This window comes from Pseudoalteromonas sp. SCSIO 43088, from assembly GCF_023650795.1.
Lineage (GTDB): Bacteria > Pseudomonadota > Gammaproteobacteria > Enterobacterales > Alteromonadaceae > Pseudoalteromonas > Pseudoalteromonas shioyasakiensis.
This window is the reverse complement of sequence record NZ_CP072675.1, coordinates 816,751-841,375: the sequence shown is the minus strand read 5'-3', so window position 1 is coordinate 841,375 and position 24,625 is coordinate 816,751. Positions and strand designations below refer to the sequence as shown.

Annotated in this window: 21 protein-coding genes and 1 tRNA gene; 9 read left to right on the top strand and 13 right to left on the bottom strand. The window is 41.1% G+C overall.

What is annotated here, in order from left to right; genetic code table 11:
* Window positions 1-24: 24 nt before the first annotated feature.
* Window positions 25-543, top strand: a complete 519-nt coding sequence (locus J8Z28_RS03860; RefSeq protein WP_250659925.1) for a hypothetical protein — start codon at window positions 25-27, stop codon at window positions 541-543.
* Between the two features lie 358 nt (window positions 544-901).
* Here the strand turns inward: J8Z28_RS03860 and J8Z28_RS03855 are convergent, their stop codons facing one another.
* The 3 genes from J8Z28_RS03855 to J8Z28_RS03845 form a co-directional block, all read right to left on the bottom strand.
* Window positions 902-1,522 carry a hypothetical protein gene (locus J8Z28_RS03855; protein ID WP_250659924.1) on the bottom strand — a complete coding sequence of 207 codons (621 nt, stop codon included), beginning with the start codon at window positions 1,520-1,522 and terminating at the stop codon, window positions 902-904.
* Window positions 1,523-1,550: 28 nt separating this feature from the next.
* A complete protein-coding gene (locus J8Z28_RS03850; protein ID WP_250659923.1) occupies window positions 1,551-2,135 on the bottom strand; it encodes a hypothetical protein in 585 nt (194 codons plus the stop codon).
* 87 nt (window positions 2,136-2,222) lie between these two features.
* Entirely contained in the window at window positions 2,223-3,113 is an 891-nt protein-coding gene (locus J8Z28_RS03845; RefSeq protein WP_250659922.1) for a helix-turn-helix transcriptional regulator, read from the bottom strand.
* 227 nt (window positions 3,114-3,340) lie between these two features.
* Here J8Z28_RS03845 and J8Z28_RS03840 point away from each other — a divergent pair, with 227 nt between their 5' ends.
* The 3 genes from J8Z28_RS03840 (at window position 3,341) to J8Z28_RS03835 (ending at window position 5,564) form a co-directional block, all read left to right on the top strand.
* The gene (locus tag J8Z28_RS03840) at window positions 3,341-3,724 is read left to right on the top strand and encodes a hypothetical protein (protein WP_250659921.1); all 384 of its coding nucleotides are present in this window, start codon (window positions 3,341-3,343) and stop codon (window positions 3,722-3,724) included.
* On the top strand, window positions 3,724-3,852 hold the full coding sequence (locus J8Z28_RS21835) for a hypothetical protein (RefSeq protein ID WP_277601484.1): 129 nt from the start codon (window positions 3,724-3,726) through the stop codon (window positions 3,850-3,852). Before J8Z28_RS03840 ends, J8Z28_RS21835 begins: the two co-directional genes overlap by 1 nt.
* Window positions 3,853-4,094: 242 nt before the next feature.
* Window positions 4,095-5,564 carry a hypothetical protein gene (locus J8Z28_RS03835; protein WP_250659920.1) on the top strand — a complete coding sequence of 490 codons (1,470 nt, stop codon included), beginning with the start codon at window positions 4,095-4,097 and terminating at the stop codon, window positions 5,562-5,564.
* Window positions 5,565-6,186: 622 nt separating this feature from the next.
* On the opposite strand, the gene J8Z28_RS03830 is transcribed toward J8Z28_RS03835, so the two are convergent.
* A tRNA-Leu gene (locus J8Z28_RS03830) sits at window positions 6,187-6,271 on the bottom strand.
* A gap of 262 nt (window positions 6,272-6,533) precedes the next feature.
* A complete protein-coding gene (locus J8Z28_RS03825) occupies window positions 6,534-8,186 on the bottom strand; it encodes an acyl-CoA dehydrogenase family protein (RefSeq protein WP_250659919.1) in 1,653 nt (550 codons plus the stop codon).
* Window positions 8,187-8,326: 140 nt separating this feature from the next.
* Between J8Z28_RS03825 and J8Z28_RS03820 the strand changes: the two genes are divergently transcribed.
* Window positions 8,327-8,827 carry an RDD family protein gene (locus J8Z28_RS03820; protein WP_250659918.1) on the top strand — a complete coding sequence of 167 codons (501 nt, stop codon included), beginning with the start codon at window positions 8,327-8,329 and terminating at the stop codon, window positions 8,825-8,827.
* A gap of 90 nt (window positions 8,828-8,917) precedes the next feature.
* Here J8Z28_RS03820 and lptG read toward each other — a convergent pair whose 3' ends face one another.
* A complete protein-coding gene (lptG, locus tag J8Z28_RS03815; protein WP_054562714.1) occupies window positions 8,918-9,985 on the bottom strand; it encodes an LPS export ABC transporter permease LptG in 1,068 nt (355 codons plus the stop codon).
* The gene (lptF, locus tag J8Z28_RS03810) at window positions 9,982-11,094 is read right to left on the bottom strand and encodes an LPS export ABC transporter permease LptF (RefSeq protein WP_250659917.1); all 1,113 of its coding nucleotides are present in this window, start codon (window positions 11,092-11,094) and stop codon (window positions 9,982-9,984) included. Before lptF ends, lptG begins: the two co-directional genes overlap by 4 nt.
* 322 nt (window positions 11,095-11,416) lie before the next feature.
* Between lptF and pepA the strand changes: the two genes are divergently transcribed.
* The 3 genes from pepA to J8Z28_RS03795 all read left to right on the top strand — a co-directional run bounded on the left by pepA (window position 11,417) and on the right by J8Z28_RS03795 (window position 16,383).
* On the top strand, window positions 11,417-12,931 hold the full coding sequence (pepA, locus tag J8Z28_RS03805; RefSeq protein WP_054552638.1) for a leucyl aminopeptidase: 1,515 nt from the start codon (window positions 11,417-11,419) through the stop codon (window positions 12,929-12,931).
* A gap of 126 nt (window positions 12,932-13,057) precedes the next feature.
* Complete coding sequence (locus tag J8Z28_RS03800; protein ID WP_054562716.1) at window positions 13,058-13,504, top strand: DNA polymerase III subunit chi; 447 nt, start codon at window positions 13,058-13,060, stop codon at window positions 13,502-13,504.
* Between the two features lie 23 nt (window positions 13,505-13,527).
* Complete coding sequence (locus J8Z28_RS03795) at window positions 13,528-16,383, top strand: valine--tRNA ligase (RefSeq protein ID WP_250659916.1); 2,856 nt, start codon at window positions 13,528-13,530, stop codon at window positions 16,381-16,383.
* Between the two features lie 273 nt (window positions 16,384-16,656).
* Here the strand turns inward: J8Z28_RS03795 and J8Z28_RS03790 are convergent, their stop codons facing one another.
* Window positions 16,657-17,934: an outer membrane protein transport protein gene (locus J8Z28_RS03790; RefSeq protein WP_250659915.1), complete on the bottom strand. Its 1,278-nt coding sequence runs from the start codon at window positions 17,932-17,934 to the stop codon at window positions 16,657-16,659.
* Between the two features lie 336 nt (window positions 17,935-18,270).
* Between J8Z28_RS03790 and J8Z28_RS03785 the strand changes: the two genes are divergently transcribed.
* Complete coding sequence (locus tag J8Z28_RS03785) at window positions 18,271-18,594, top strand: hypothetical protein (RefSeq protein ID WP_054562719.1); 324 nt, start codon at window positions 18,271-18,273, stop codon at window positions 18,592-18,594.
* On the opposite strand, the gene J8Z28_RS03780 is transcribed toward J8Z28_RS03785, so the two are convergent.
* The 5 genes from J8Z28_RS03780 to J8Z28_RS03760 form a co-directional block, all read right to left on the bottom strand.
* A complete protein-coding gene (locus J8Z28_RS03780) occupies window positions 18,554-19,771 on the bottom strand; it encodes a cyclic di-GMP phosphodiesterase (protein WP_250659914.1) in 1,218 nt (405 codons plus the stop codon). The two genes, J8Z28_RS03785 and J8Z28_RS03780, sit on opposite strands and share 41 nt — an antisense overlap.
* A 221-nt stretch (window positions 19,772-19,992) precedes the next feature.
* Window positions 19,993-20,328: a ribonuclease E inhibitor RraB gene (rraB, locus tag J8Z28_RS03775; RefSeq protein ID WP_250659913.1), complete on the bottom strand. Its 336-nt coding sequence runs from the start codon at window positions 20,326-20,328 to the stop codon at window positions 19,993-19,995.
* Entirely contained in the window at window positions 20,328-21,014 is a 687-nt protein-coding gene (locus tag J8Z28_RS03770) for a 1-acylglycerol-3-phosphate O-acyltransferase (protein ID WP_502934618.1), read from the bottom strand. Before J8Z28_RS03770 ends, rraB begins: the two co-directional genes overlap by 1 nt.
* Window positions 21,015-21,181: 167 nt before the next feature.
* The gene (gene parC, locus J8Z28_RS03765) at window positions 21,182-23,479 is read right to left on the bottom strand and encodes a DNA topoisomerase IV subunit A (RefSeq protein WP_055021197.1); all 2,298 of its coding nucleotides are present in this window, start codon (window positions 23,477-23,479) and stop codon (window positions 21,182-21,184) included.
* A gap of 10 nt (window positions 23,480-23,489) precedes the next feature.
* Window positions 23,490-24,590: a PQQ-dependent sugar dehydrogenase gene (locus J8Z28_RS03760; protein ID WP_250659911.1), complete on the bottom strand. Its 1,101-nt coding sequence runs from the start codon at window positions 24,588-24,590 to the stop codon at window positions 23,490-23,492.
* Between the last annotated feature and the right edge of the window lie 35 nt (window positions 24,591-24,625).

Here is a 24,625-nt window from a genome sequence, read left to right as displayed (position 1 = left end):
CATTAGCCAACTAGGAGAAAACTTATGGCGACTAAAAAGAAAATTGATGCTCAAACAACTTCAAAAAATCCTGTGCAAACAATTACGACTACTTCAAACGAAAGTAGCAACAAAGCTGCCACAGAGACAGGATCAATTGTCGAAACTCATGTTGTGTTAGTTGATGGCAAGGCAGCAAAGTTAAGCACCAAGAAACGCGGCTTTGTTACTTTTACCTTAGCTACTTGTATTGATTCTGGTGAACTTGAACTTAGACTTACTGGCAATGATGGCGGTGGACTGCATTCGAAAGAATGGCTATCGGTTACTGCTATTATTGATGTTCTTAATGTGCAAGTAACTGACAAACCTTTTAAATCTACGGTGTTCAAATCAGTATTTAAAGGAGCAAGCGCTAATAACGCTTCTTTTCTTGCTGCGGTATTGCGTTCAAAAGATATCAACCTGATAGTTTCAACAGAAAAATCACAATATTTACATATGCTCCCTAACAATTATGAGAGCGTAAGAGAGCAGCTACTAGCTAAAGCTTCTGCTAAATAGTTTATCAAACCACTTCATACTGCAACCCCTGCAGTAGTACCGTCTAGTAAAGCTCAAAAGGAAATCATTATGCAACTAACGTTCAGTACTGGGCGGTTGTATTTTACTGTGTTTGACTTAATTAGCTATGTGGAAATAGATGTTTTACTGTTGAGGTAACCTAAAATTTACCTCAAAAGAACGGAGGAAGACCGTAGCTGTTGTCAGCTACGGTTTTAATTGTTTTTATTTTACTCTGTAAGTCTTGCTACTAAAGGATTTTACTTGGTTAGCTGTTGCAGTGACGCAACGGATTCCAAATCCGTTAAGTGTATTTTAGGATAATTAACTAACCGCGTGACTGTTATCATAAAAGCAGTTATTCGATAGCTGCTAATCTAAAAAAGTCATTACCAAAATGCTTGATCAACTTACTTTCAAGTTTTTCAAATTCACTTTTAAAACGAATCTTTGGAAAGTCGTACTTATTATTTATATCATCGATAGAATGGTTTTTAATCTGGCCTAACTTGCACGCTTTTCGAGCTTGACTACTAAGTTTTTTAATAGCTTTAGACAGATCTGTCCCATTTAATAGCTCGGTATTATCAAGTAATAGGTGGCGTGCTGACGGGTACAACTTTTGCTTATAATAAATAGGCTTTGCTTGACCTTTTAGGATCTCAGTTGAATCATAGTGTATTGATAGTGCTTTTTCAGGTTGGGTTCCTGATTTTATACGATTCATCAATGTACTCTGCTTTATATCTAGGCTATTAGCTGCCTCTCTCAAGCTGTTATATTTAACACCATCAACAACTACTGGCTTACGGTATTCACCTTTAGGACGAGGATCAACTTCAACAGCTTGGCTTAGTGACCAGTTGAACTTAGTCATTCGTTCAGTCACTAACTTAGGATTAATACCATAATGCCTAGCGGCGGCTGCACGAGATGCAAATTCACGGCTCTCTACGACAAGTGAAGTCTTAGTCGTCATTATTAACTTCCTTTTGATATGAAAACTATTAACTAAAAGCCGAGGTATCAACATTTACCCAAAGGTGCTCGGTTAATCCATCAATTTTAGATAAGATTTCTTTATCATTACCATCATCGAATTGCACAATATAATTATATATAAGACCATCCTCACTTTCATTTTGATCGAGTTCATACGTTAATTGACTCATTTCATCGAAAGTTAATTGTAACTCTAATGCAAGGATCTTAATTTGTTGTGAATCCTCATCTTGAGGTAAAACAGAAAGCTCAACTTTATCTATACCCTTACTCTTCCAGCCACGAAGGATTCCAGACCATAGGTTTCCTCTAAGGTTTGATGTTTCACTAAGCCTATTGGCCTTCCAGTGAGTTATTTCCCTAGTAGAATCGTGCTTATACATTACAACTTCAGCTTCTTTTGATTCTATTAACTTAAGCTTAAATACATTCTCGTCACTGGGGAAAAATGTAAGAACTGGTTTGGTTTCGGTTTTACCCTCGGCTCCATCAAGTAAGCGAATAATAACTGACTCTGGGGAATCAAAACCCACGGCTAATTTCTCTAGACGTGAAAAAGTAGTATCAGAAAGCTCAATGTTTTTACTCATGATGCAACCTCATTAATTAATCAAACAACAACCAAACTATAAATCATATTTGATAAAAATTAAATCACATTTGGTTTTATTTATGATTTACATGGACAATTGATCAATTGAAAACTGTAATTCGTATACTAGCGATTGCTTTAACTCACTTGGCGAGAGTATTTCTATATCAGGTAACCAGTACTTTAGTACGGGAATAATTTGCTTTTTATCGGTGATGGTTGAAGTTACTAACAAGCTGTCATCATCTAGCACTTTTAGTAATTGCTGGTCTGGTAGTAATACCGTATTGCTGAAATGACTAGCGATAGCACTGTCTATTTTCAGTACCACTTCAATAGGTTTGTCAGTTAGCCAAAGCATGGACGAATTTGTTATTTCACTATCAATACTTTTGCTACGAGTAAAGTTTAGCTGTGTTACCACTACTTCACTTATGTTCGCTACTTTGAACGATTTGAGCATGTCATTGTGTATAGCAGCTAAATACCACCAACCTCTATCGTTTACCAAGCGATAGGGGCTTACTTTTTGATACTGCTGTTGCTTATATGTGAAGCTTGTTATTTGAAGGTTTTGGATGGCTAATGTTAGTGACTTGAAGGTTGCTTGGTAGTTGGTTACATCTTCAACTTTCATATCACGAAACAAAAACGGTGGTACTTCGTTATTTGATAGTCTGCTGAATGATAGCGCATCGTAGGCAGGAAATATTTTAGACAACCCTAACATATCAAGTACAGGCTTAATATCTGACTTACTGCTTCTTCCTAAGTATCTAGGGTTTAAGTAGTAGGTTGAACCAGTACGTTGTATTGGCAAGTAGCCTAACCTTTCGTTTAAATCTCGATGTAATGTACGCACTGATACCCCGTAATCTTGTGACAACGTTTCCAGCACTAATCGCTCGCCCATGTTTAATCGGGTGAGTATCAATCCTAGTCGCTTGGCAAGAGTATCATGTGTGTGCATCCACATAGTTTATCTGTCGCACCTGCAAGGGCATGTCGAGAAAGAATAAATATTTACTCAGTTCAAGCCTCCACGCTAACGCTTTTGTTATCAGCCAGATAAGGCATATCAAGCGTTTCAATTTACTTTCAACTATTCATACCAACTCGACACAACCTGTCGAGGTAGGTAGTTACAATTTCAATTAACACGCTCTCTTATCTGAGCAAAAAAACTAAAAAGGAATATTCACAATGAAAGACAGCACAAAAAGGTATTTAGCAGCATTAAGCGCACTAGTGTTATCAGGGTACTTCGGCTTTGTAGCGATCACTGAACTTGGAAAAGGAAACTTAGGATATTTCTTCTTTGGATTTTGTTTTGCTATCGGTATGGCCGCAACTCTAGTAGCAATATTTAAAAAGCCAACTGATGGAAAGCTCTACAATACTGCTATTTTACTTGGTGGGTTACCATCATTAGGTTTCATAGGTGTATCTATATGGTTCATGTTTGATGGTACATTCAAACCAAGTCATCTATTTGCGCTAATTGTTGGTGTTGTAGGGTTGTTAACCGTCGCCATGGTTATTGCTAAAGATGAAGAAATAGAAGTTCCAGTTGAAGCTAATGAGTAATGGATACGTTAATTTATTTTGGCTTATTTGTCGCTCTTGTTCTTGCCTTGATCAAAGCAGTAGATAATCCAAAAACAGCTATAGCTGCGGCATTTTTACTTTTATTTCTCGTTAAGTGTGTGGGGTAATATGCTATCGCTATTATTGAGTTTTATTGTTTTTGTTGTTGTCACATTTATTGTGGGAGCACTATTAGAGTTACCACCTAAAATCACATTATTTGGTTTTGCTATTGGTCTATGGTGGTTTTTCTTTTAAAAAGTGATTTAAATTAAAGAAATTATAATCACTTACTTGTTATGCTGAATTTGATATATTTTCTATAGCTGTTCAGCTAATTATATTTTAAACGTTAATGGAGTAGTAAAAAATGGAAATTAAACATTCTTTAATTGCAACAAGTCTTTTAGCCTTAACCGCATGTGGCGGTGGCAGTGGAGGTAGTGACAGTGAAGCACCTGTAGAAATTCAACCCATACCACCAGCAGCAACCATATCAGGTAAAGTCATTGATGGTTATGTTACAGGTGCCACGGTATTTTTGGATTTGAACGGTAATACTGTACTTGATAACAATGAGCCATCAGCAACAACAGGGGCTAATGGCGAATATTCACTAGATTTAGATGCTGAGCAATATGATTGTCAATCTTATGTACCTTTAGTGGTAGATGTTCCTGTTGGTGCTACTGATAGCGATACAGGTGAAGTTACCGAAGCGTATCAAATGGTATTTCCACCAATGGTAGGTAATGCTTTAGATTCAACTGATATCACGCCATTGACTACGGTTATTTGGGAATCCATCAAGTCTGAATTTTTATTAAAAGATGAAGATTTAGATAACCCAAATTTAGCCTGTGATGCTATTCGTGATAATCATGAGAAAATTGATGAATTAGCTCGTCATATAGAGCAAACGCTTGGTGATATTGTGCGTCATTATAACATTAGCCAAGACGCTATTTTTGCCGATTACATTGCGAACGGTGATAACACTACACACGAACTTGCATTGCTAATTGTTAAAGGTTTGAAGAAAGGGTTTGCTGAGGCAAGCGAGCTTAAGCAGAATCATCCGAATAGCTTTGTTGACGTTAAGTACCTAAAAACTTCTGATGGTTGGGTGCGTAAAGAGTACATCTATACTGCCAGTGGCAATGACAATAGTAATGGCTGGTCGTCACACGCTAAGGTTGAATCAACTACTCACAGTGTAAGTGATGATTTAGAAACAATTGGTTCACAAATCGATTTTTATAATCGTAGGGGATCTGGTAAGAATATTGGCGATGATAAAATTATCTTAGCTACTTCGGAGGAGACTTGTAATACCAGAGAATACCTGAACTATTATGAACAGCTAGGCACTAATGAAGTACATGAGCGTGAAATGACTAACATCACTTCAACATGTGCTGATGAAGATAATGGTAAATATGTCTTTAATATGCAATGGAGTGATTGGGATAAACGCCTAGGCACTATTGGGCAGTATATCATTCGTTTCGATGCAGAAACTGAACAATTTATGATGTTTAATGACATTGAGCGTTTTCATCAAAACAAAAACCAATTAGATTATACCGCAATCAACGCTGAAATTGATGGTTTGAACTACCACTATGATGATGACATTAGTGATACTACTGCCTTATACGAAACCTTTAGTTTTGTTATCTTAACCAAAATGGTTGAAGAAAATGGCTTACGTGTTGAGTATAAAAAAGTAATGGCTGGCATTGATGGTTGGAACTACGAAACTATACGCTTTAATGCTGACGGTACTTATAACAAAGAGTGCAAAGCTTGGGATGCTGATGCTTGGACTAGTTGTTAACCTGTAAGCAGAAACTAAAAAGCTAACCTGTAATGGGTTAGCTTTATCATTTTTCTTTAACGGTTTTTTATTTTTTACCGTTGCCAAGACCTTGAATAATACCTTCATTCATCGCCATACTCCTTAAATTTATAGTAAATTTACTAGCACTGATACAACAGGGCTTCGATCTGTACAACCTGAAATTACGCTAAATATTTAAGTTCATCAATATGTAATACTTAATATTCGTTACTTTATTATGTCTTTTTTTTCACTGTATGGATCAAGTATGCTTTGCAAAAGACAGGGAGAAGACAAGAAACTGCCCTAGTTGCCGAGCTTTCCGACCTAAATACCTAGAGTGTTCATGTTATTGGGTATATTGAAGTTGATAAGGCTAAGTTAGCTGTAGATAGTTGTTATTAGACCGAAGTAGACGCATATCTACCCAGAAATTACCCAGACACAAGACAGGATATGAACCTAATTAGCAATTTTAAGCACTATATATTTGATATGAATTAGACAAATAGATTTGAAATAGAAGGCACTTAATAACTGATATAGATTTATTTCAGGCACAAAAAAACCGACATTACGTCGGCCAACCACCTTATAAAAGCATTGTTTTTCAATGACTTGGTAGCAGCGGCGAGAATCGAACTCGCACTTCCGAAGAAACCAGATTTTGAATCTAGCGTGTCTACCAATTCCACCACGCTGCCATCTTCAAAGTCATTATTTCAAATTTTATGCTGTTCCATGCAAAGGATTTTGAATCCGTCATGTCTACCAATTCCATCATACTGGCTTCATTTTTCTTTAACCTTCTAAACACGAGAAGATAAAGAAAAACCACTTTAGAGCAAGAGCTTTTTTAATTGCTTTTGTCTCTATGCCAAGCATTATACAAAGAATGGGTAAGGCGGCAAGCGTTTTGTGCGGCGCCAGTGCTCAACCGCACAATAATTAAACAAGTTGTTAACTTTAGAGTTTTGGCATCATTCGCGAAACAATCGCCTGACAATCGATATAATGACTCAGGCAGCCGTACTGACTAAACCCTGCGCCACTTAAACGACTTTTCACAAACGCATCGGCAATAAGTGGCTCACCAAATTGTAATAGCGTTGCAGCTTGCCAAAGTAACGCGAGCTTTTCAATTATACGCCGAGCATGCATTTCAAGGTTTGCAGTATCTGTGAGCATCTCTTTTAGTTCATCGAGTTTTATCGCAAAATCAGGATGCAAACTGCGCGCTTTTTCAAGCTCATTGATAAGCACCTTAAGTGATTCAGGTTCACGGCTAAACACACGTAAAAGGTCAAGGCACTGCACATTACCAGAGCCTTCCCAGATAGAGTTAACCGGTGCTTCTTTATAGAGTCGGCTGGTAATGTTGTCTTGAACATAACCCACACCACCAATACATTCCATAGCCTCATAAGTGTGCTGCACTGCCCGCTTACAGATCCAATATTTACCGATTGCTGTGGCACTGCGTATTAATGCCACTTCATTGCTATCACCTTGGTTATCAAGGGCATGAGCAATACGCATTGAAATGGCAAGTGCAGCTTCTGCCTCTATAGCTAAATCTGCTAGAACATTGAGCATGAGTGGCTGTTGATGCAAGTTTTTACCAAATACACTGCGCCCAGCTGTATGCCATATCGCTTCTTTTACTGCTTGTAACATCAGCGAACTTGAACCCAGCATGCAATCATAACGAGTTAAAGCGACCATTTGAATAATAGTGGCAATGCCTCGCCCCGGCTCACCGAGTAACCAACCATGTGCACCTCTGAATTCAATTTCAGAGCTCGCATTTGATTGATTCCCCAATTTACTTTTTAAGCGCTGAATATACATGGCATTTTTCTCGCCAGTTTCGAGCCAGCGCGGCACTAAAAAGCAAGATAATTGCTTGTCATCGGTATTTGCGAGGACTAAAAATGCATCGCTCATAGGTGCTGAGCAAAACCATTTATGCCCAGTTAAAGCATATAATTGCCCTGCACCACTCTCATTGATGGCATCTGCTTTGGTCGTGTTCGCCCGAACATCAGAGCCGCCTTGTTTTTCGGTCATCGCCATACCTATGGTGACACCTTTTTTCTCGGTCCAAGGCTTATTATCTGAATCGTAATGATTTGCCAGTATTTTAGGTAGCCACATAGCCGCTACATTTTCTTGACTCGCAATGGCAGGCACACTGGCAAAGGTCATGGTTAATGGGCAGCCGGATCCCGGATCAGCATGATTATGCAGCACCGCCATTACCGCTCTTACAACATGGCTACCGGCTTTTTGTTGCTGCCAAGGCAATGCACAGTGCCCTTGCTCTATAGCGTGCTGCATTAGCTGATGGTAACTTGGATGATAGTCAACTTGGTCTATGCGCTCGCCAAAGCGGCTGTGAGTGGTTAATTCTGGTAAGTGTTTGTTTGCTAAAAACCCAGCTTGCAGTAGTACACCTCCCACTTGCTCCCCAAACGCCGTTAAATGCGCAGTTCCCCATTGCCCAGCAAAACGATTTTGCCAATATTGAAGAACCGTGTCGGCCTCATAGGCATTGTAGTTTTCAAGTGGTTTGGGTTGATTAAATACCTGATGAGTTTCGCTTTGAGAAACGGCCATAACTGTGTACTCATTTTTATTATTTTCTCAACTATAGCAGGTCAGACCTGTTTGTCGACTTACTAAAGAACTGCTAACTATTTCTTGTTTGCTCAGGACTTTGCTAAACTACTGCGCAATTTAATTGGATGAGATTGTTTATGTCAGCTGAGTTTCCACGTGCCGGTTTCTGGCGCCGATTTGCCTCTTTAATTTACGATACCTTGGTTATCATTGCCTTTGCGATGCTGACAACCGTACTGTATTTATTAGCTGTTCAAGGGCTAATTTCTTTAGAGTTACTAAGCATTGGTGACGCTGAAGATGTATCCGCTTTCATTCAAAATTCACCATTATTGTATGGCATCCGTAGTGCGTTATTGGTGATAGTGAGTATTAGTTTCTTTAGCTACTTCTGGGCTAAGAGCGGCCAAACAATTGGTATGCGTGCATGGCGTTTGAAGGTGCAAACCCTCGATGGTCATTTAATTAGCTGGCATCAAGGCGCACTTAGAGCCATTACTGCACTATTAGGTTTAGGTAACTTAGTGGTGTTGGTCGATTTTAAAAATAAGCGTGCCTTACAAGATTACATCGCAAAAACAGAAGTGATCACCCTCACCAAAGAAGAAAATAAACGTATTTATCGCTCACTTGATTAAGTGATTAAGTGATTAAGTGATTAAGCAACACAGCAAGCACAAAAAAAGCGTGGCTCAAACCACGCTTTTTTTGTGCTTTTTAAACGAACATTAAACTCGTTTATTCAATAGATAAGTCGCAAATCCAATAAACAACAGGCTTGGTAACACAGCACCAACCACAGCTGGAATTTGGTAAACCATCACCACAGGACCAAATATCTCATTAGTTAAGTGGAAAGTAATACCGGTTATAACACCCATGATGATACGTGCACCCATAGTTACTGTGCGAAGCGGGCCGAATATAAACGATAAAGCAACTAACAACATAACGGCGATAGATACTGGCTGCATGATCTTACGCCATAGTGCTAGCTCATAAGTGCTGGTGTCTTGCTCATTTTGCTGCAAATAACCTAAATATGACCAAAGCCCAGTAAACGACAGCGCTTCGGGCTTAACCGACACCACTCCTAATTTTTCGGCGGTCAGCTGCGAGTCGTAAAACTCTTCTTTATGCTGCTCAGTACTGATCTGCTCTGGCGTGATCATTACTTTATTTACATCACGAAGTAACCAACCATCTTTACGGTTTATTGCCTCTTCTGCCTTGGTAATTTGAGTAAGTTGTAACGATTTATCAAAGTGATACATATGCACGCCACGTAAAGTGCCTTGCTGATCGACATCTTCAATATTAATGAAGTTGCTACCATCTTTCGCCCACACACCTTGCTTAGCATTAAATACATCACCACCATAAATCGCTTGGTTACGTATTTCTTTTGCTTTGAGCTGTGCTTCTGGGGCACCCCATTCACCTAGCGCCATCATACAAATCGCCATAAACATCGCGGTTTTCATGACTGATGCAATAATTTGCAGGCGTGACATACCCGCCGCTTGCATAACGACCAGCTCACTGTTTGATGCCAATGCACCTAAACCTGTTAAGCCACCAATCAAGGCTGCCATTGGGAAAAAGATAACTAAATCACCCGGCATGCTATACAGGGTGTAAATCAGCGCAGTTGCAATATCATAGCTACCACGGCCAACTGATTTTAACTGCTCAATAAACTTAATGAGGGTACTAATACCTACCAGCACCATTAATGCAAAACCGGTGGTTTGAATTATGCTGCGACCTAAATACCAGTCGAGTGTTTTCATCATGCGTTTAACTCCCGCTTAGTCACAACTGCCTTTAACCATGCGCCGAGCGGACGACCTTTAATAATCAAGAAACCACCAATAAACAAGGCTGATAAATGGATCCACCATAAGCCAATTGAAGGTGGAATTTTACCATCTTCAACAGCAAACTTAGCGGCATTCAATAAAATGAAGTACCCTAAATACAAGCTGATTGCAGGCACTAATTTAGCGAATTTACCTTGGCGCGGATTCACCACACTCAGAGGTACTGCAAGTAAAGTTAATAACGGAATTGAAAGCGGAATAGCTAAACGCCACTGCCACTGCGCAATAGCTTCAGAGGTTTTCATTTTGAATAAATCAAACGTTGGTATAGCTTCTAACTTACGACGCTGGTGCTCAATTTCTTGATCTTGAATTTGTACACTGTAACCATCGAACTCTGTTAGGTTTAACGCAGCAGACTCGCCATCTGTTTCGTAGCGCTTACCATCGTTAAGAACAAGTTGCTGCTCACCGTTATCTTGCTCAATCACCACACCACGCTCTGCATATACTAAACGGGCTAAGTCACCTTTTTCACGATCTGGTAACTGTGCAACAAATACTTTGTGTAGCTCTTTTCCGCTATTTTCGATGTTGTGAATGAAGACTACGGCTTTCTCATTACCCGTTTGCTGAAAACGCCCTGCACGTAATGCCGATAAGCCTGCATCAGCTTTGGCTTGCTCTTTTAATTGATATTCTTGCTCACTGGCCCATGGCGCAACATAAAGAGTAAGCGCACCGGCTAAAATAGCCATCGCAGTACTTGAGATAAGCGTGACACGAACCACATACCACTCACTAACACCACAGGCTTTGAGAACAGTCATTTCGCTGTCTGCATAAATGCGACTGTATGCCAAAATAATCCCTAAGAAGATACTCAAAGGCAAGATAAGTGAAGCAAGTTGAGGAAGTTTCAGTGCAATCATCGAAAGCACAAGTTTAGCTGGAAGACCCCCTTCTGAGGCGTCTCCTAATATAACAACAAACTTTTGAGACACAAAAATAGTCATCAAAGTTAAAAATACGGCGACCTGCGACTTGAAGACTTCAGTGGTCAAATAACGAAAAATTAGCAATGCTCGCCCCTGTTAAACATCGAGTTTCACTGGAATAGTAAGGAATTTTGAGTAAACTAGTTATTTTACTCACTTTATTATATGCCATCAAAGTTAAATATCATACCTAGCAAGAACATATAATCTTGCATAAATGGTGCAGATGGCGTCTATTATGTGATATTGATATTCACATTAAGATAAAGTTCAAAAACACATAAATAGAGTCATAGTTTATGTACTAAGATTAGTGCTATTAAACTAAAAAATGTAAGAAAGGACTCGAAAAAGAATTTCTTACCCTTATAAACTAAGGTTATACGACTCAATATCAGGAGTAACAATGGAATTTAGCGTAAAAAGTGGTAGTCCAGAAAAGCAACGTAGCGCATGTATTGTAGTAGGCGTTTATGAGCCACGTCGTTTATCCCCCATTGGTGAACAATTAGATAAAATCAGTGACGGTTATATCTCTAACTTACTACGCCGTGGTGACCTTGAAGGTAAGCCAGGCCAAGTATTGCTATTGCATCATGTACCTAATGTACTGAGCGAGCGTGTACTACTAGTAGGCTGTGGTAAAGAGCGTGAGCTTGATGACAAACAATATAAACAAATCATCTCAAAAACGATTAACACGCTAAACGAAACTGGTTCGATGGAAGCGGTATGCTTTTTAACTGAGCAACACGTTAAAAGCCGTGACACTTATTGGAAAGTACGCCAGGCAGTTGAAACAACTCAAGACTGCTTGTATACCTTCAATCAACTGAAAAGCAAAAAGAGCGACCCACGTCGCCCACTACGTAAAATTGTTTTCAACGTACCAACGCGTCGCGAGTTAACCATTGGCGAAAGTGCAATTGAGCATGGCTTAGCCATCGCTGCAGGTAGCAAGTTATGTAAAGATGTTGCCAACATGCCGCCAAATATCTGTAACCCTGCTTATTTAGGTGAGCAAGCACAAGAAATTGCTGATAACTTCGATAATGTAAGCGTTGATATTATTGGCGAAGAAAAAATGGCAGAACTGGGCATGAATTCATACCTAGCAGTTGGCCGTGGTAGTGCTAATGAATCAGTTATGTCAGTGATCAACTATCAAGGTGGCGACAAAGACCAAGCGCCAATCGTGTTAGTGGGTAAAGGCTTAACCTTTGACTCAGGTGGTATTTCAATCAAACCAGGCGAAGCCATGGATGAAATGAAATACGACATGGGTGGTGCAGCAGGTGTTATTGGTACTATGCGCGCTTTAGTGCAAATGCAATTACCAATTAACGTTGTCGGTGTTTTAGCGGGTTGTGAAAACATGCCAGGCTCAAACGCTTATCGCCCGGGTGATATCTTAACAACTATGTCGGGGCAAACAGTTGAAGTGTTAAATACCGACGCTGAAGGCCGTTTAGTACTGTGTGATGCACTCACTTATGTTGAGCGCTTTGAACCTGATACCGTTGTCGACGTAGCAACACTGACAGGTGCGTGTATTATCGCGCTGGGTTCACATGCCACAGGTTTACTATCAAACCACAACCCACTGGCCCATGACCTACTAAAAGCGTCTGAGCAAAGTGGCGACCGCGCATGGCAGTTACCTTTATGGGATGACTATCAAGAGCAACTTGAAAGCCCATTCGCTGATTTCACCAACTTAGGTGGCCGTGCCGCAGGCACCATTACAGCGGCATGCTTCTTATCTAAATTCACCAAAAAATATAACTGGGCGCATTTGGATATCGCAGGTACGGCATGGCGCAGCGGCGGTAAAAACAAAGGTGCAACCGGTCGTCCGGTACCTATGTTGACTCAGTATTTACTAAACCGCGCAGGCGTGAGTGAAGCAAGTCACGATTAAGCCTTATCGCAAGCTTAAAACTATCCCTAAATAAGGCGCCAAATGGCGCCTTATTAATTGAAGCAATTCGCGTTCTATGTCAAAATCCCTGCTTTGATCTGTGTATCTGTGGGGACGAAAGTCACTATGAATATGAACGCACAATTTTACGTTCTAAAACAAGATGATAGTGCCCACCAAACGGCTGGCGCTGTTTTCGATCTGGCAGCTAAAATTGCTGCGGATCAGTATCGTCTAGGTCATCGCGTATTTATTTACGCTGATAACACCGACACGGCCCACACAATCGACGACATCATTTGGTCATTTGAACCAGATAGTTTTGTACCTCACAACTTACAAGGTGAAGGCCCTAAAGGTGGCGCTCCGGTTGAAATTGGTATGACTCCACCTGTCGGCAACAGAAAAATATTAATCAACTTAGCTGAACACCTACCGGATTTTATCCGCCGTTTTCAGCAGGTTTATGATTTCGTACCCGTTGAGCCAAATGCTAAACAAGCCGCCCGTGAGCGGTTTAAAAAGCTTCGCCAACTGGGCGCCCATATTGCAACGCAAGAAATTGACATTTAAGCATTTATTTAAGGTTCTGTGTAATGGATAAAACCTATAATCCGCAAGATATTGAACAGTCTTTATACCAAGGCTGGGAAGAAAATGGCTACTTTAAACCGTCTGGCCAAGGTGACGCATACTCAATTATGATCCCGCCACCAAACGTCACGGGTAGCTTACACATGGGCCACGCATTCCAAGATACCATCATGGATACGCTAACGCGTTTAAAGCGTATGCAAGGCAACAACACTTTATGGCAAGTAGGTACTGACCACGCGGGTATCGCAACGCAAATGCTTGTTGAGCGTAAGCTTGCAGCTGAAGAAGGTAAAACACGTCACGACCTTGGCCGTGAAGCATTTATCGATAAAATCTGGGAGTGGAAAAACCACTCTGGTGGCACGATCACTAAACAATTACGTCGTTTAGGCGCTTCTGTAGATTGGGACCGTGAGCGTTTCACTATGGACGAAGGCCTTTCTGAAGCGGTTAAAGAAGTATTCGTACGTCTTCACAAAGAAGACTTAATTTACCGTGGTAAGCGCCTAGTTAACTGGGATCCTAAGCTACACACTGCGATTTCTGATCTTGAAGTTGAAAACAAAGACAAACAAGGTCACATGTGGAACTTACGTTACCCACTTGCTGATGGCGTAAAAACCAAAGATGGTAAAGACTACATCATTGTTGCGACAACACGTCCTGAAACAATGCTAGGTGATTCAGGTGTTGCTGTTAACCCTGATGATGAGCGTTACCAAGATCTGATCGGTAAAGAAATTTTACTACCTATCGTAAACCGCCGTATTCCAATTGTTGCCGATGAACATGCAGACATGGAAAAAGGCACAGGTTGTGTGAAAATCACGCCTGCCCACGACTTTAACGATAACGAAGTAGGTAAACGTCACCAACTACCAATGATCAACATCTTCAATAAAGATGCAGCGGTATTAAGCGAAGGCGAAAGCTACACATTCGACGGTAAAGAGCTTGAATTAGATGCGCCGATTCCTGAGCGCTTACACGGCCTTGACCGCTTTGATGCACGTAAAGCGATTGTGAGCGAATTTGAAGAACTTGGTCTATTAGAAAAAATTGAAGATCACAGCCTAACAGTTCCTTACGGTGACCGTTCTGGCGTAGTGATTGAGCCACTTCTTACTGATCAGTGGTACGTGCGCGTAGCACCACTTGCTGAGCCTGCAAAAGAAGCCGTTAAAAATGGCGACATTAAGTTCGTGCCTCAACAATACGAGAACATGTACTTCTCGTGGATGAACGACGTACAAGACTGGTGTATTTCACGTCAGCTTTGGTGGGGTCACCGCATCCCAGCTTGGTACGACAACGAAGGCAACGTATACGTTGGTCGTGACGAAGCTGAAGTACGCCGCGATAACAACCTTGCTGATGATGTTGCACTTAAGCAAGACGAAGACGTTTTAGATACCTGGTTCTCATCTGCGCTTTGGACTTTCTCAACGCAAGGTTGGCCGGCAAACACTGATGATTTAAAAACTTTCCACCCGTCTGACGTATTGGTAACAGGTTTCGATATCATCTTCTTCTGGGTTGCTCGTATGATCATGATGACCATGCACTTCATCAAAGATGAAGACGGCAAGCCACAAGTACCATTTAAAACCGTTTACGTAACTGGCCTTATCCGCGATGAAAACGGCGATAAGATGTCTAAATCGAAAGGTAACGTACTTGATCCTATCGACATGATTGACGGTATCGATCTTGAAAGCCTAGTTGAAAAGCGCACTGGTAACATGATGCAGCCACAACTAGCGAAGAAGATTGAGAAGAACACTCGTAAAACATTCGAAAACGGTATCGAAGCACACGGTACAGACGCACTGCGTTTCACCCTTGCAGCAATGGCTTCAACGGGTCGTGATATCAACTGGGATATGAACCGTCTTGAAGGTTACCGTAACTTCTGTAACAAACTATGGAACGCAAGTCGTTACGTATTGATGAACACAGAAGAGCAAGACTGTGGTTTCGCTACAGATGCTGAAAAACAGTACTCACTCGCTGATCGTTGGGTTTTAGGCCAGTTTGAAGCAACTGTTAAAACCTATACTGAGCATCTAGAAAACTACCGTTTTGACCTAGCCGCAAACACTATTTATGAGTTCACTTGGAACCAATTCTGTGACTGGTACCTAGAGCTTACTAAACCAGTATTGTTTAAAGGCAACGAAGCACAGCAACGTGGCACTCGTCATACCTTAATCACGGTATTAGAAAGCCTACTTCGCTTAATGCACCCGTTAATGCCATACATCACAGAAACGATTTGGCAACGTGTTGCACCACTTGCAGGTATCGAAACTGCGGGCACTAGCATCATGGTTCAAGGTTTCCCTGTTTACAATGAAGCAAATGTTGATAGCCAAGCGATGGACGACCTAGAGTGGGTTAAACAATTCATTCTTGCTATTCGTAACATCCGTGGTGAAATGGATATCAGCCCAAGCAAACCATTATCGGTATTGCTTGCTAATGCGTCTGACGAAGACAAACGCCGCTTAACGGAAAACGAAGCTTTCTTAGCGTCTCTTGCTAAGCTTGAAGAGTTCACGCTTCTTGATAGCAAAGACGAAGCACCTGCGTGTGCAACATCGTATGTTGGTAACCTTGAGATCATGATCCCAATGGCTGGCCTAATCGATGTTGAAGCTGAACTAGCTCGTATCGCGAAGCAGCTTGAAAAAGCAGAGAAAGGCTTAGCTCAAGTTAATAACAAATTAGCTAACGAGAAGTTCGTAAATAACGCGCCAGAAGCCGTGCTTGCTAAAGAGCATGCTAAGCTGGCTGAGTTTACAGATGCGAAAGACAAACTATTAGCGCAAAAAGCGAAAATCGAAAGTCTATAACAGCATATATAAAGCGCGATTTATTCGCGCTTACAAAAAAGCCGCGCTATAACATTGTTATAGCGCGGCTTTTTAATGCTCTGTAGCAGCGACTTTACGTCGCGTCAAAATTATACCAATCCGCAATAATACTTAATCATTTTGAGGGATTAAACCTGTCGCTAACTGCGTTAAAAATTTCTGATTTAGAACAACTAAATAACGAAATTTTTGCCTTGTTATCAACGAGGTTTTATTGCCTCAAAATAGACCACTTTATTAAGCGAATTGGTATTAAAATTTGTAGTTGTACTGAGCACCAATTAGAACTGCGTGACCTTTTGATTCATATTCCCATGAAACATCTTGGCCTAAAGAAGCAGCTAGGCTGTCTTTTTCAGAGAAGTTTTGTGTTTTACCACGAAGGATACTTACACCTAAGTCAACATTTGAGTTTTCGCTGAATGCGTAGTTACCACCAAACGAGAACCAGAAACGATCTGTATCAGGGATAGAGATTGAAAGGTGTGATTGGTCTGCTGGTGACTCATCGTATGCAATACCTGCACGAAGTAAAAGTGCATCGCTGTACTGGTAGTCAGTACCGATAGAGTAACGCATTGAATCTGAGAAGTTCTCTTCTTTAGAGAATACAGGCGTTTCAAGGCTTGGTGTATAAGCTTCTAATTTTTGGAAGCTGTCCCAACCAGTCCATAAGATGCTGTAGTGTACGCCTAGCTTCTTATCCAGTTGATGTGAGCCAGAGAACTCAGCAATTGCTGGTAAAGTCAATTTTAACTCACCCGGTACTGTAGTACCCGCTAAACCGCCAACTGCAGCTGGAAGTTGGTTTGAGTACTCGCCTTCAAAGTCGATATCTGTTTCGCTGCGGTAGTTAAAACCAAAACGGTTGTTTTCGTCTAACTGATACATAGCACCAATGTTCCAACCAAAGCCGTAGTCGTCACCTTCAAGGTGAGCAATTTGCGTGCTAGCTGGTAAACCAAATGGATTAGTACCTGCAGTACGAACAACTTTTGCATCAGCATAAACATAGTTTAAACCAAGACCTAAGCTAAACTGTTCGTTGATTTTATATGAAGCGCTAGCATTCATGTTAACTGTTACGATTTCAGTTTCACCTGCAATAGAGCCTGCCGCGTAGTCATCTTTAAACTCAGTTGAAAGACCGAAGTTTGAAAAAGCACCAAAGCCTAAAGACACTTTATCGTTTAAAGGCATTGTGAAGTAACCTGCAGGGATAAATGCAGATGGTGCGATGCTATCGTCATCGATAGAGCTTTCATCTAAGCCGTATGCAGCACTTTCGCCTTTTAAACTTACATCTGGAATTACAGCAATACCTGCTACTGAGATTTGCTTGTCTTTGAATAAAGACATAAGTGCAGGATTACGAGCAACAACTGATGCGTCATCTGCAACAGCTGCTTCACCAGCGTATGCGCGACCTAAACCTGAAACGTTTTGCTCTGCTAATTGGAAAGCTGCAGCGAAGCTGTCAGCAGAAACAACAGCAAGTGATGCTGCAATTAGTGTTTTAGTGAACTTCATAAATCTGTGTCCTCTTGCAAACTTGTGCGAAAGCTAATCCAACAATGAGGGCAACCTATTAGTTAAGCATAAAAGATTAGCGCTGTATGTTGGTATTAGATGTTTTATTCTAATGATTACAAACTTTCGAACATTACCTTAATTAAGATCAAAAAACTGTAATTTTTCGTTAGAAATAGGTAAAAAACCCGCGTTTTAACAACAAGATAACAACTTATTAAAACTCATCAGAGCTCTGATTACAAAAACAACAAACAGTAGTAATTATCATTTGCATTGACATCTATTTCTTGTCCCTTTAGACTAAAAATAAAGGTTTTACTGTTGAGTTTGAGTATGGAAATCGCATTGATTATTGCGGCACTGATGTTATGTGGTGTGAGTGTTCATTATTTTTGTAAAGCAAACTATTGCGCGTGCACTAAAGCGGGTGATTGCGATAACCCAGTCAATCACTATTGGCTAGGCGCCATGCTGAGTGCTGTTTTATCACTACTGTTATGTTGTGTGGCCTTACATGTAGAAAAAGGCACATTGCTGTGGTTGGTATTAATGACGAGTTGTTTTAGTGGTGCATTTATATCAGCAAAACGCAGTGCCAAAAAACGCTGTGTTAAGTCTAAACAAGCAGATGCTCTTTTAACAAACGAGCCAAATTAAGCTGATAATCTAGAGGCTTAATACTCGCAATAATTTTTAGTTCTTTTTCTACGCTTAAATCGACATCTTTGGCAGTAATATGATGCTTATGCTTGGCATTATAGAAGATCTTTATTTTCGGCTTAATTGGGTTTTCGTGGTTACCTTCCATCACTAACGCCAAGCGCTCATTATTCAACTTCACAATCGTTCCAACAGGGTGCACCCCTAGGCATTTAATAAAGCGTTGCACCAACTCAGAGTCAAACAATTGCTTATTGGCAAGTAAATAACGCAGCGCTGAGATTGGCTCTTCTCCCATTTGATGCGGCCTGTCTGCTGTCATAGCATCATAAACATCGACGATTGCCATCATACGGGCTGCACGGCTCAGCTTTTCAGCTGCAATACCGCGAGGGTAACCTGTACCATCTAAACGCTCATGGTGATTCACTATCATATCGAGCATTAACGGCGTAATGCCCTTTTCACCTTTCACTAAACCTAAACTCTGCGCCACATGCTTTTTAACAACTTGCATTTCGTTGTCGTTCAAGGCACTTGGTTTAGACAATACACCTTGTGGCATTTTCGCCTGACCGATATCGTGCATCAATGCACCCATTGCCAGCTCTTTAATTGTCTTTTCTTTGTAACCTAGGTACTTAGCAAACACACTCACCAAAATAGCGGTGTTGATCATGTGCCGCCAGTTATAAATATGTTTATCTTTAAGGCGAGTTAAAATAGTTAAGGCATTGTGATTACGAAATACCGAGCTGACTATATCAACGGCGATATCATCAAGCACAGCTACATTCACCTTTAAACCCGATGTGATATCTGAGTAGAAACCTTGCAATTTTCGGCTGTGCTGCTCGTAATGCACGCTGGCTTTTAGAAACTCTTGTTGAACCGTTATCCCTTGTGGTGCTTCGTTAGCTGTAGGCTTTTGTTCAACCTTAGGTTTAGCCGGTTCAGGCTTTGGTTGGTATTTTTTAGGGAGTGCAACATCGCTTTGTGTAAAGTCGATGAGTAGCTCTTCAACCCCCTCAGAGATAAGGCGTTGAATAATCGTTTTATCACGCACTAAACCACGTGTTTTGATCTTAATACTATTTACATGCTCTTGTTGCTTACTGACACTGTCAACAAACATCCCTGGTACAAGTTCGGCAATGGGTAAGGTAATAAGCATATGTGAGCTTAGCGCATAAAAACATCGAGTTTTTTATTATCGCTAATTGATTACAAATGTCTATAGATTGGGTAGCGAATACGAAATAGGTATGAGTTAAGAAGTTAGAAAGGGGAAAGTTAGAAAGAGTAAAGCTAGAATCGCTTAGCTAACGACTCAAGAAACTCGCTAACTTTACTCTTGAAACTTGCTAACTTCCCATCCCTAGCAACTCGCTAACTTTACTCCTTAAAGTAAGTACCCCAGCCGTCGTATTCAACGTCGGTTTGCTGAGCAAGCGCTTCTAGCTTGTCTACGTCTTCCATAATCGCTTCTACTTCAAGTTCACACTCAACAACCACGTCAAAGCTCCACACTTTCTCGCCGTCTTCTAGCTCAAGTTCTGCAGGTTCTTCAACATCGTAACCTAGTTTAAAAGCGGCTAAAGCGGCTTGCTCTAACTTTTCAAAATTTTCGCTAACAAAGTGGTGTTCCACTTCATAAAGTACTTCAGGATCTGAGCCATCTTCAAGTAATGAAGTAACGATGTCTTCAGTAATTTCGCGCCAATTTTCCATTATTTGTTTCTCACTTGAGCATCTAATTCAATTATTTTAGCAGCCATAATCTGATGAACATGTGAAGCATGGTCACGAGCAGATACGTCTTTATCAAGATAAATCGGCGCTAACATTTCGAGGTAAATTGTACCATTATCCCAGCGATTTAGCTTAATAGTTTTGTGCGTTGTACTCATACAAACAGGCACAACTGGCACATCAGCACTCATTGCTGTGTGAAATGCCCCAGTTTTGAAGGGTAATAAACCACGACCATAGCTTCGCGTGCCCTCAGGAAACATCCAAACCGATAGACCTTTTTGTTTTATTTTCTCAGCTGATTTAGAAATTGTACCTGCCGCTTTTGAGCGGTTAGCACGGTCAATTAAGATATTTCCCGATAACCAATAAAGTTGACCAAAAAATGGGATCCATTTGAGGCTTTTCTTACCTAGGCTTACGCAATTCTCTGGCACCATGGCAGGTAAAGTGAATAGGTCATAGTTATTTTGATGATTTGCTACATAGACAGCAGGACCAATATTTTTTGGAGCCTCGTGATATTTAAGCTCTAGTTTGACACCTAAAATTTTAGCTACCTTGCAAAACCAACCCGAAATAATATGCACGTTATTAGTATGAAACGGCTTAACGATGCATAAAAGCAGCCCAAAAACACAGCTCAAAACAATGAATAACGCCATGAAAATTATGCGAAAAATAGCTAACAAACGAATTCTCCTCGTACTAATCAGCGCGCATTATAACGTGAAAAATACCATTTCCATAGCTTTAAGCGCACATGTGTACGCTTAAAATTTCATAACGTTTTAACAATAAAAAAGGCCTGCAATTGCAGGCCTTTTATTTTTTACTCTGTTACTTCGCTTGGCGACTCATCACTATCATCTGTTTGAGTCACCTCGACTACAGCTTCATCAACACGCTGTAAGCCACGCGGTAATTTATTACCTCGTCTACCACGTTCACCATGATAATGCTCAAGATCAGCCGGTTTAAGTGTCAGTTTTCGTTTCCCTGCATGCAGGGTTACGCTACTGCCCGCAGGCACCACAGCCAGTACTTTTACAAACTCTTCTCGGGCTTGTACTTTCGCACTTGGGATAGAAATAATCTTATTTCCTTTACCCTTACTAAGCTTAGGTAAATCACGCAGTGGGAATAACAACATACGGCCTTCGTTAGAAATTGCCATACAGTAATCTGTTGCTACATCAGTTACTCTAATTGGCGCGAGTAATTCACCGCCTTTAGGAACACTGACCAGCGCTTTACCGTTTTTGTTTTTACTCACCAGATCTTTAAAGTCGCTTATAAAGCCATAACCTGCATCTGAGGCCATTAACAACACTTGGTTGTCTTCTGCCATCACCACATGCTCAAAGTTGGCTCCTGCGCTTAAGTTAAAGCGCCCTGTCATTGGCTCACCTTGGCTTCGAGCTGAAGGTAAACTGTGTGCATCAGTAGCAAACGCACGACCACTTGAGTCTAAGAACACTGCAGGTTGATTGCTCTTACCGCGCGCTGAGGCTTTATAGCTGTCGCCTGACTTGTAACTCAGCCCTTCAACATCTAAATCATGGCCTTTACCAACACGTGCCCAACCTTTTTCAGATAACACAACGGTCACTGACTCTGAAGGAATAAGGTCTTTTTCACTTAACGCTTTAGCTTCTAAACGTTCAACAACTGGTGAGCGACGATCATCGCCATACATTTCAGCCGCTTCTTGGATTTCTTTTTTCATCAAGGTCGACATACGACGTTCTGAACCAAGCGTTTGCTCTAGCTTGTCACGCTCAAGGGCAAGTTCATCCTGCTCACCTTTAATCTTGAACTCTTCAAGTTTTGCTAAATGACGTAGTTTTAACTCTAAAATCGCTTCCGCTTGAATATCAGTTAAACCAAAACGCTCCATTAATACAGGCTTTGGTTTATCTTCAGTACGGATAATTTCGATAACTTCATCAATATTTAAAAAGGCCGTTAATAAACCTTCTAAAATATGCAAGCGAGCTAATACTTTATCTAAACGGTGCTGTAAGCGGCGGCGAACTGTTTCACGGCGGAACGTTAACCACTCGGTTAAAATACTACGTAAATCTTTAACTTGCGGACGACCATCAAGGCCAAGCATGTTTAAGTTTACGCGGTAGTTCTTTTCTAAATCTGTGGTTGCAAATAGGTGCGCCATTAGTGGCTCAGCTTTAATGCGGTTTGAACGCGGTACAATCACGATACGAGTTGGGTTTTCGTGATCAGATTCGTCACGTAAATCAGCAACCATTGGCAACTTTTTAGCATTCATCTGCGCTGCAATTTGCTCAAGCACTTTTGCACCTGAACACTGATGAGGCAGCGCGGTGATCACTATGTCACCTTGCTCTTCAGTGTAAATTGCACGCATCTTGATAGAACCACGTCCGGTTTGATAAATCTTACGAATATCGTCTTTTGGTGTGATGATTTCAGCTTCTGTTGGGTAGTCAGGCGCATGCACTAACTCAAGCAACTCTTCGATTTCTGTCTTTGGCTTATCAAGTAATAGACAACAGGCACTGGCAACTTCACGCACATTGTGTGGTGGAATATCGGTTGCCATACCTACCGCAATCCCCGTTACACCATTAAGTAAGATGTGTGGTAAACGCGCAGGTAACACCATTGGCTCATCAAGTGTACCGTCAAAGTTTGCGGTCCAATCTACAGTGCCTTGACCCAGCTCTTTTAGCAGAACTTCTGAGAACTTAGATAAACGCGCTTCGGTGTAACGCATTGCAGCAAATGATTTAGGATCATCAGCTGCACCCCAGTTACCTTGACCGTCCACCAGCGGGTAGCGGTAAGAAAACGGCTGCGCCATTAGCACCATCGCTTCGTAACAAGCACTATCGCCATGGGGGTGGTATTTACCCAGTACATCACCCACGGTACGGGCTGATTTTTTATATTTTGCTTGCGCCGATAGCCCCAGCTCGCTCATTGCATAGATGATACGACGCTGTACAGGCTTAAGACCATCACCTACATGAGGTAAAGCACGGTCCATGATGACGTACATTGAGTAGTTTAAGTAGGCGTCTTCAGTAAAGCGCCCCATTGTTTGTTGTTCTACGCCTTGCATCAGCAAGGTATCTGTATCACTCATTAACGCTTACCTATTTTTTCTTAGCACTAACGCGATAGATCACATTAGCAAAGTCGTCTGAGATCAATAAGCTGCCATCTGCAAGCTCTGCAAATGCAACCGGGCGACCAAATGTTTCTTCGTTTTGCATAAAGCCTGTGATGAACGGGGTGTACTTAGTAATACGACCTTGCTCAACATTCGCTAGCATCACTTTATAGCCTGATTTTTTACTACGGTTCCACGAACCATGCTCAGCAACAAAAAGCTGCTCTTTGTATTTAGCAGGAAACTGCTTACCGTTATAAAAATGAATACCTAGAGGAGCAACATGAGCACCAAGTGCAAGGGCTGGCGATTTATAGTCAGCAATACTTTTACCTTTGCCAAACTCAGGATCTAAAATCGCACCAGCGTGAACATAAGGGAAACCATAATGCGCGCCCTCTTCACCTTCACCAACACGGTTAATTTCGCATGGTGGCATGTCATCGCCCATCATGTCACGGCCGTTATCACTAAACCAAAATGCATTCGTTGTAGGGTGATAATCAAAACCAACTGAGTTACGAACACCTTTGGCGATGGTTTTAATTTCTTTTGTATCCACATCTAACGAGAAGATACGGCCGTATTTGTCGTCTTCCACACAAATGTTACATGGCACACCCACTGGCACAATTAGCTCACCGGTTGGCGCAAAACTAATAAACTTCCAACCATGGTGACGATCAGTCGGAAACTTGTCGTATACCACGTCAAATTTAGGATCTTTTAGGTTTTTGTCTACGTCTTTAAAACGAATGATACGTGACACTTCAGCCACATATAAATCACCATCTTTAATCGCTAAACCTGATGGCATTTCAAGGCCAGTAGCAATGACAATCTTTTTATCTGCAACACCATCACTGTTATGATCAATCAGTGCATAAACATTACCTGCTTTACGCGAACCTGCGTAAACAATGCCTCTTTTTGATACCGCAATTTGACGCGCGTTTTCAACATCATCGGCAAACAGGCTTATAGAAAAGCCATCAGCAACTGTTAATTTATCAAGAATATCTTTTGCCATTACAGGCGCTGATAACAAGCTCAGCGATAATAATGAGGTCAGTAGTTTTTTCATTTTTGTCTTGCCCTTTAATTCTTTGCTAGCAACTA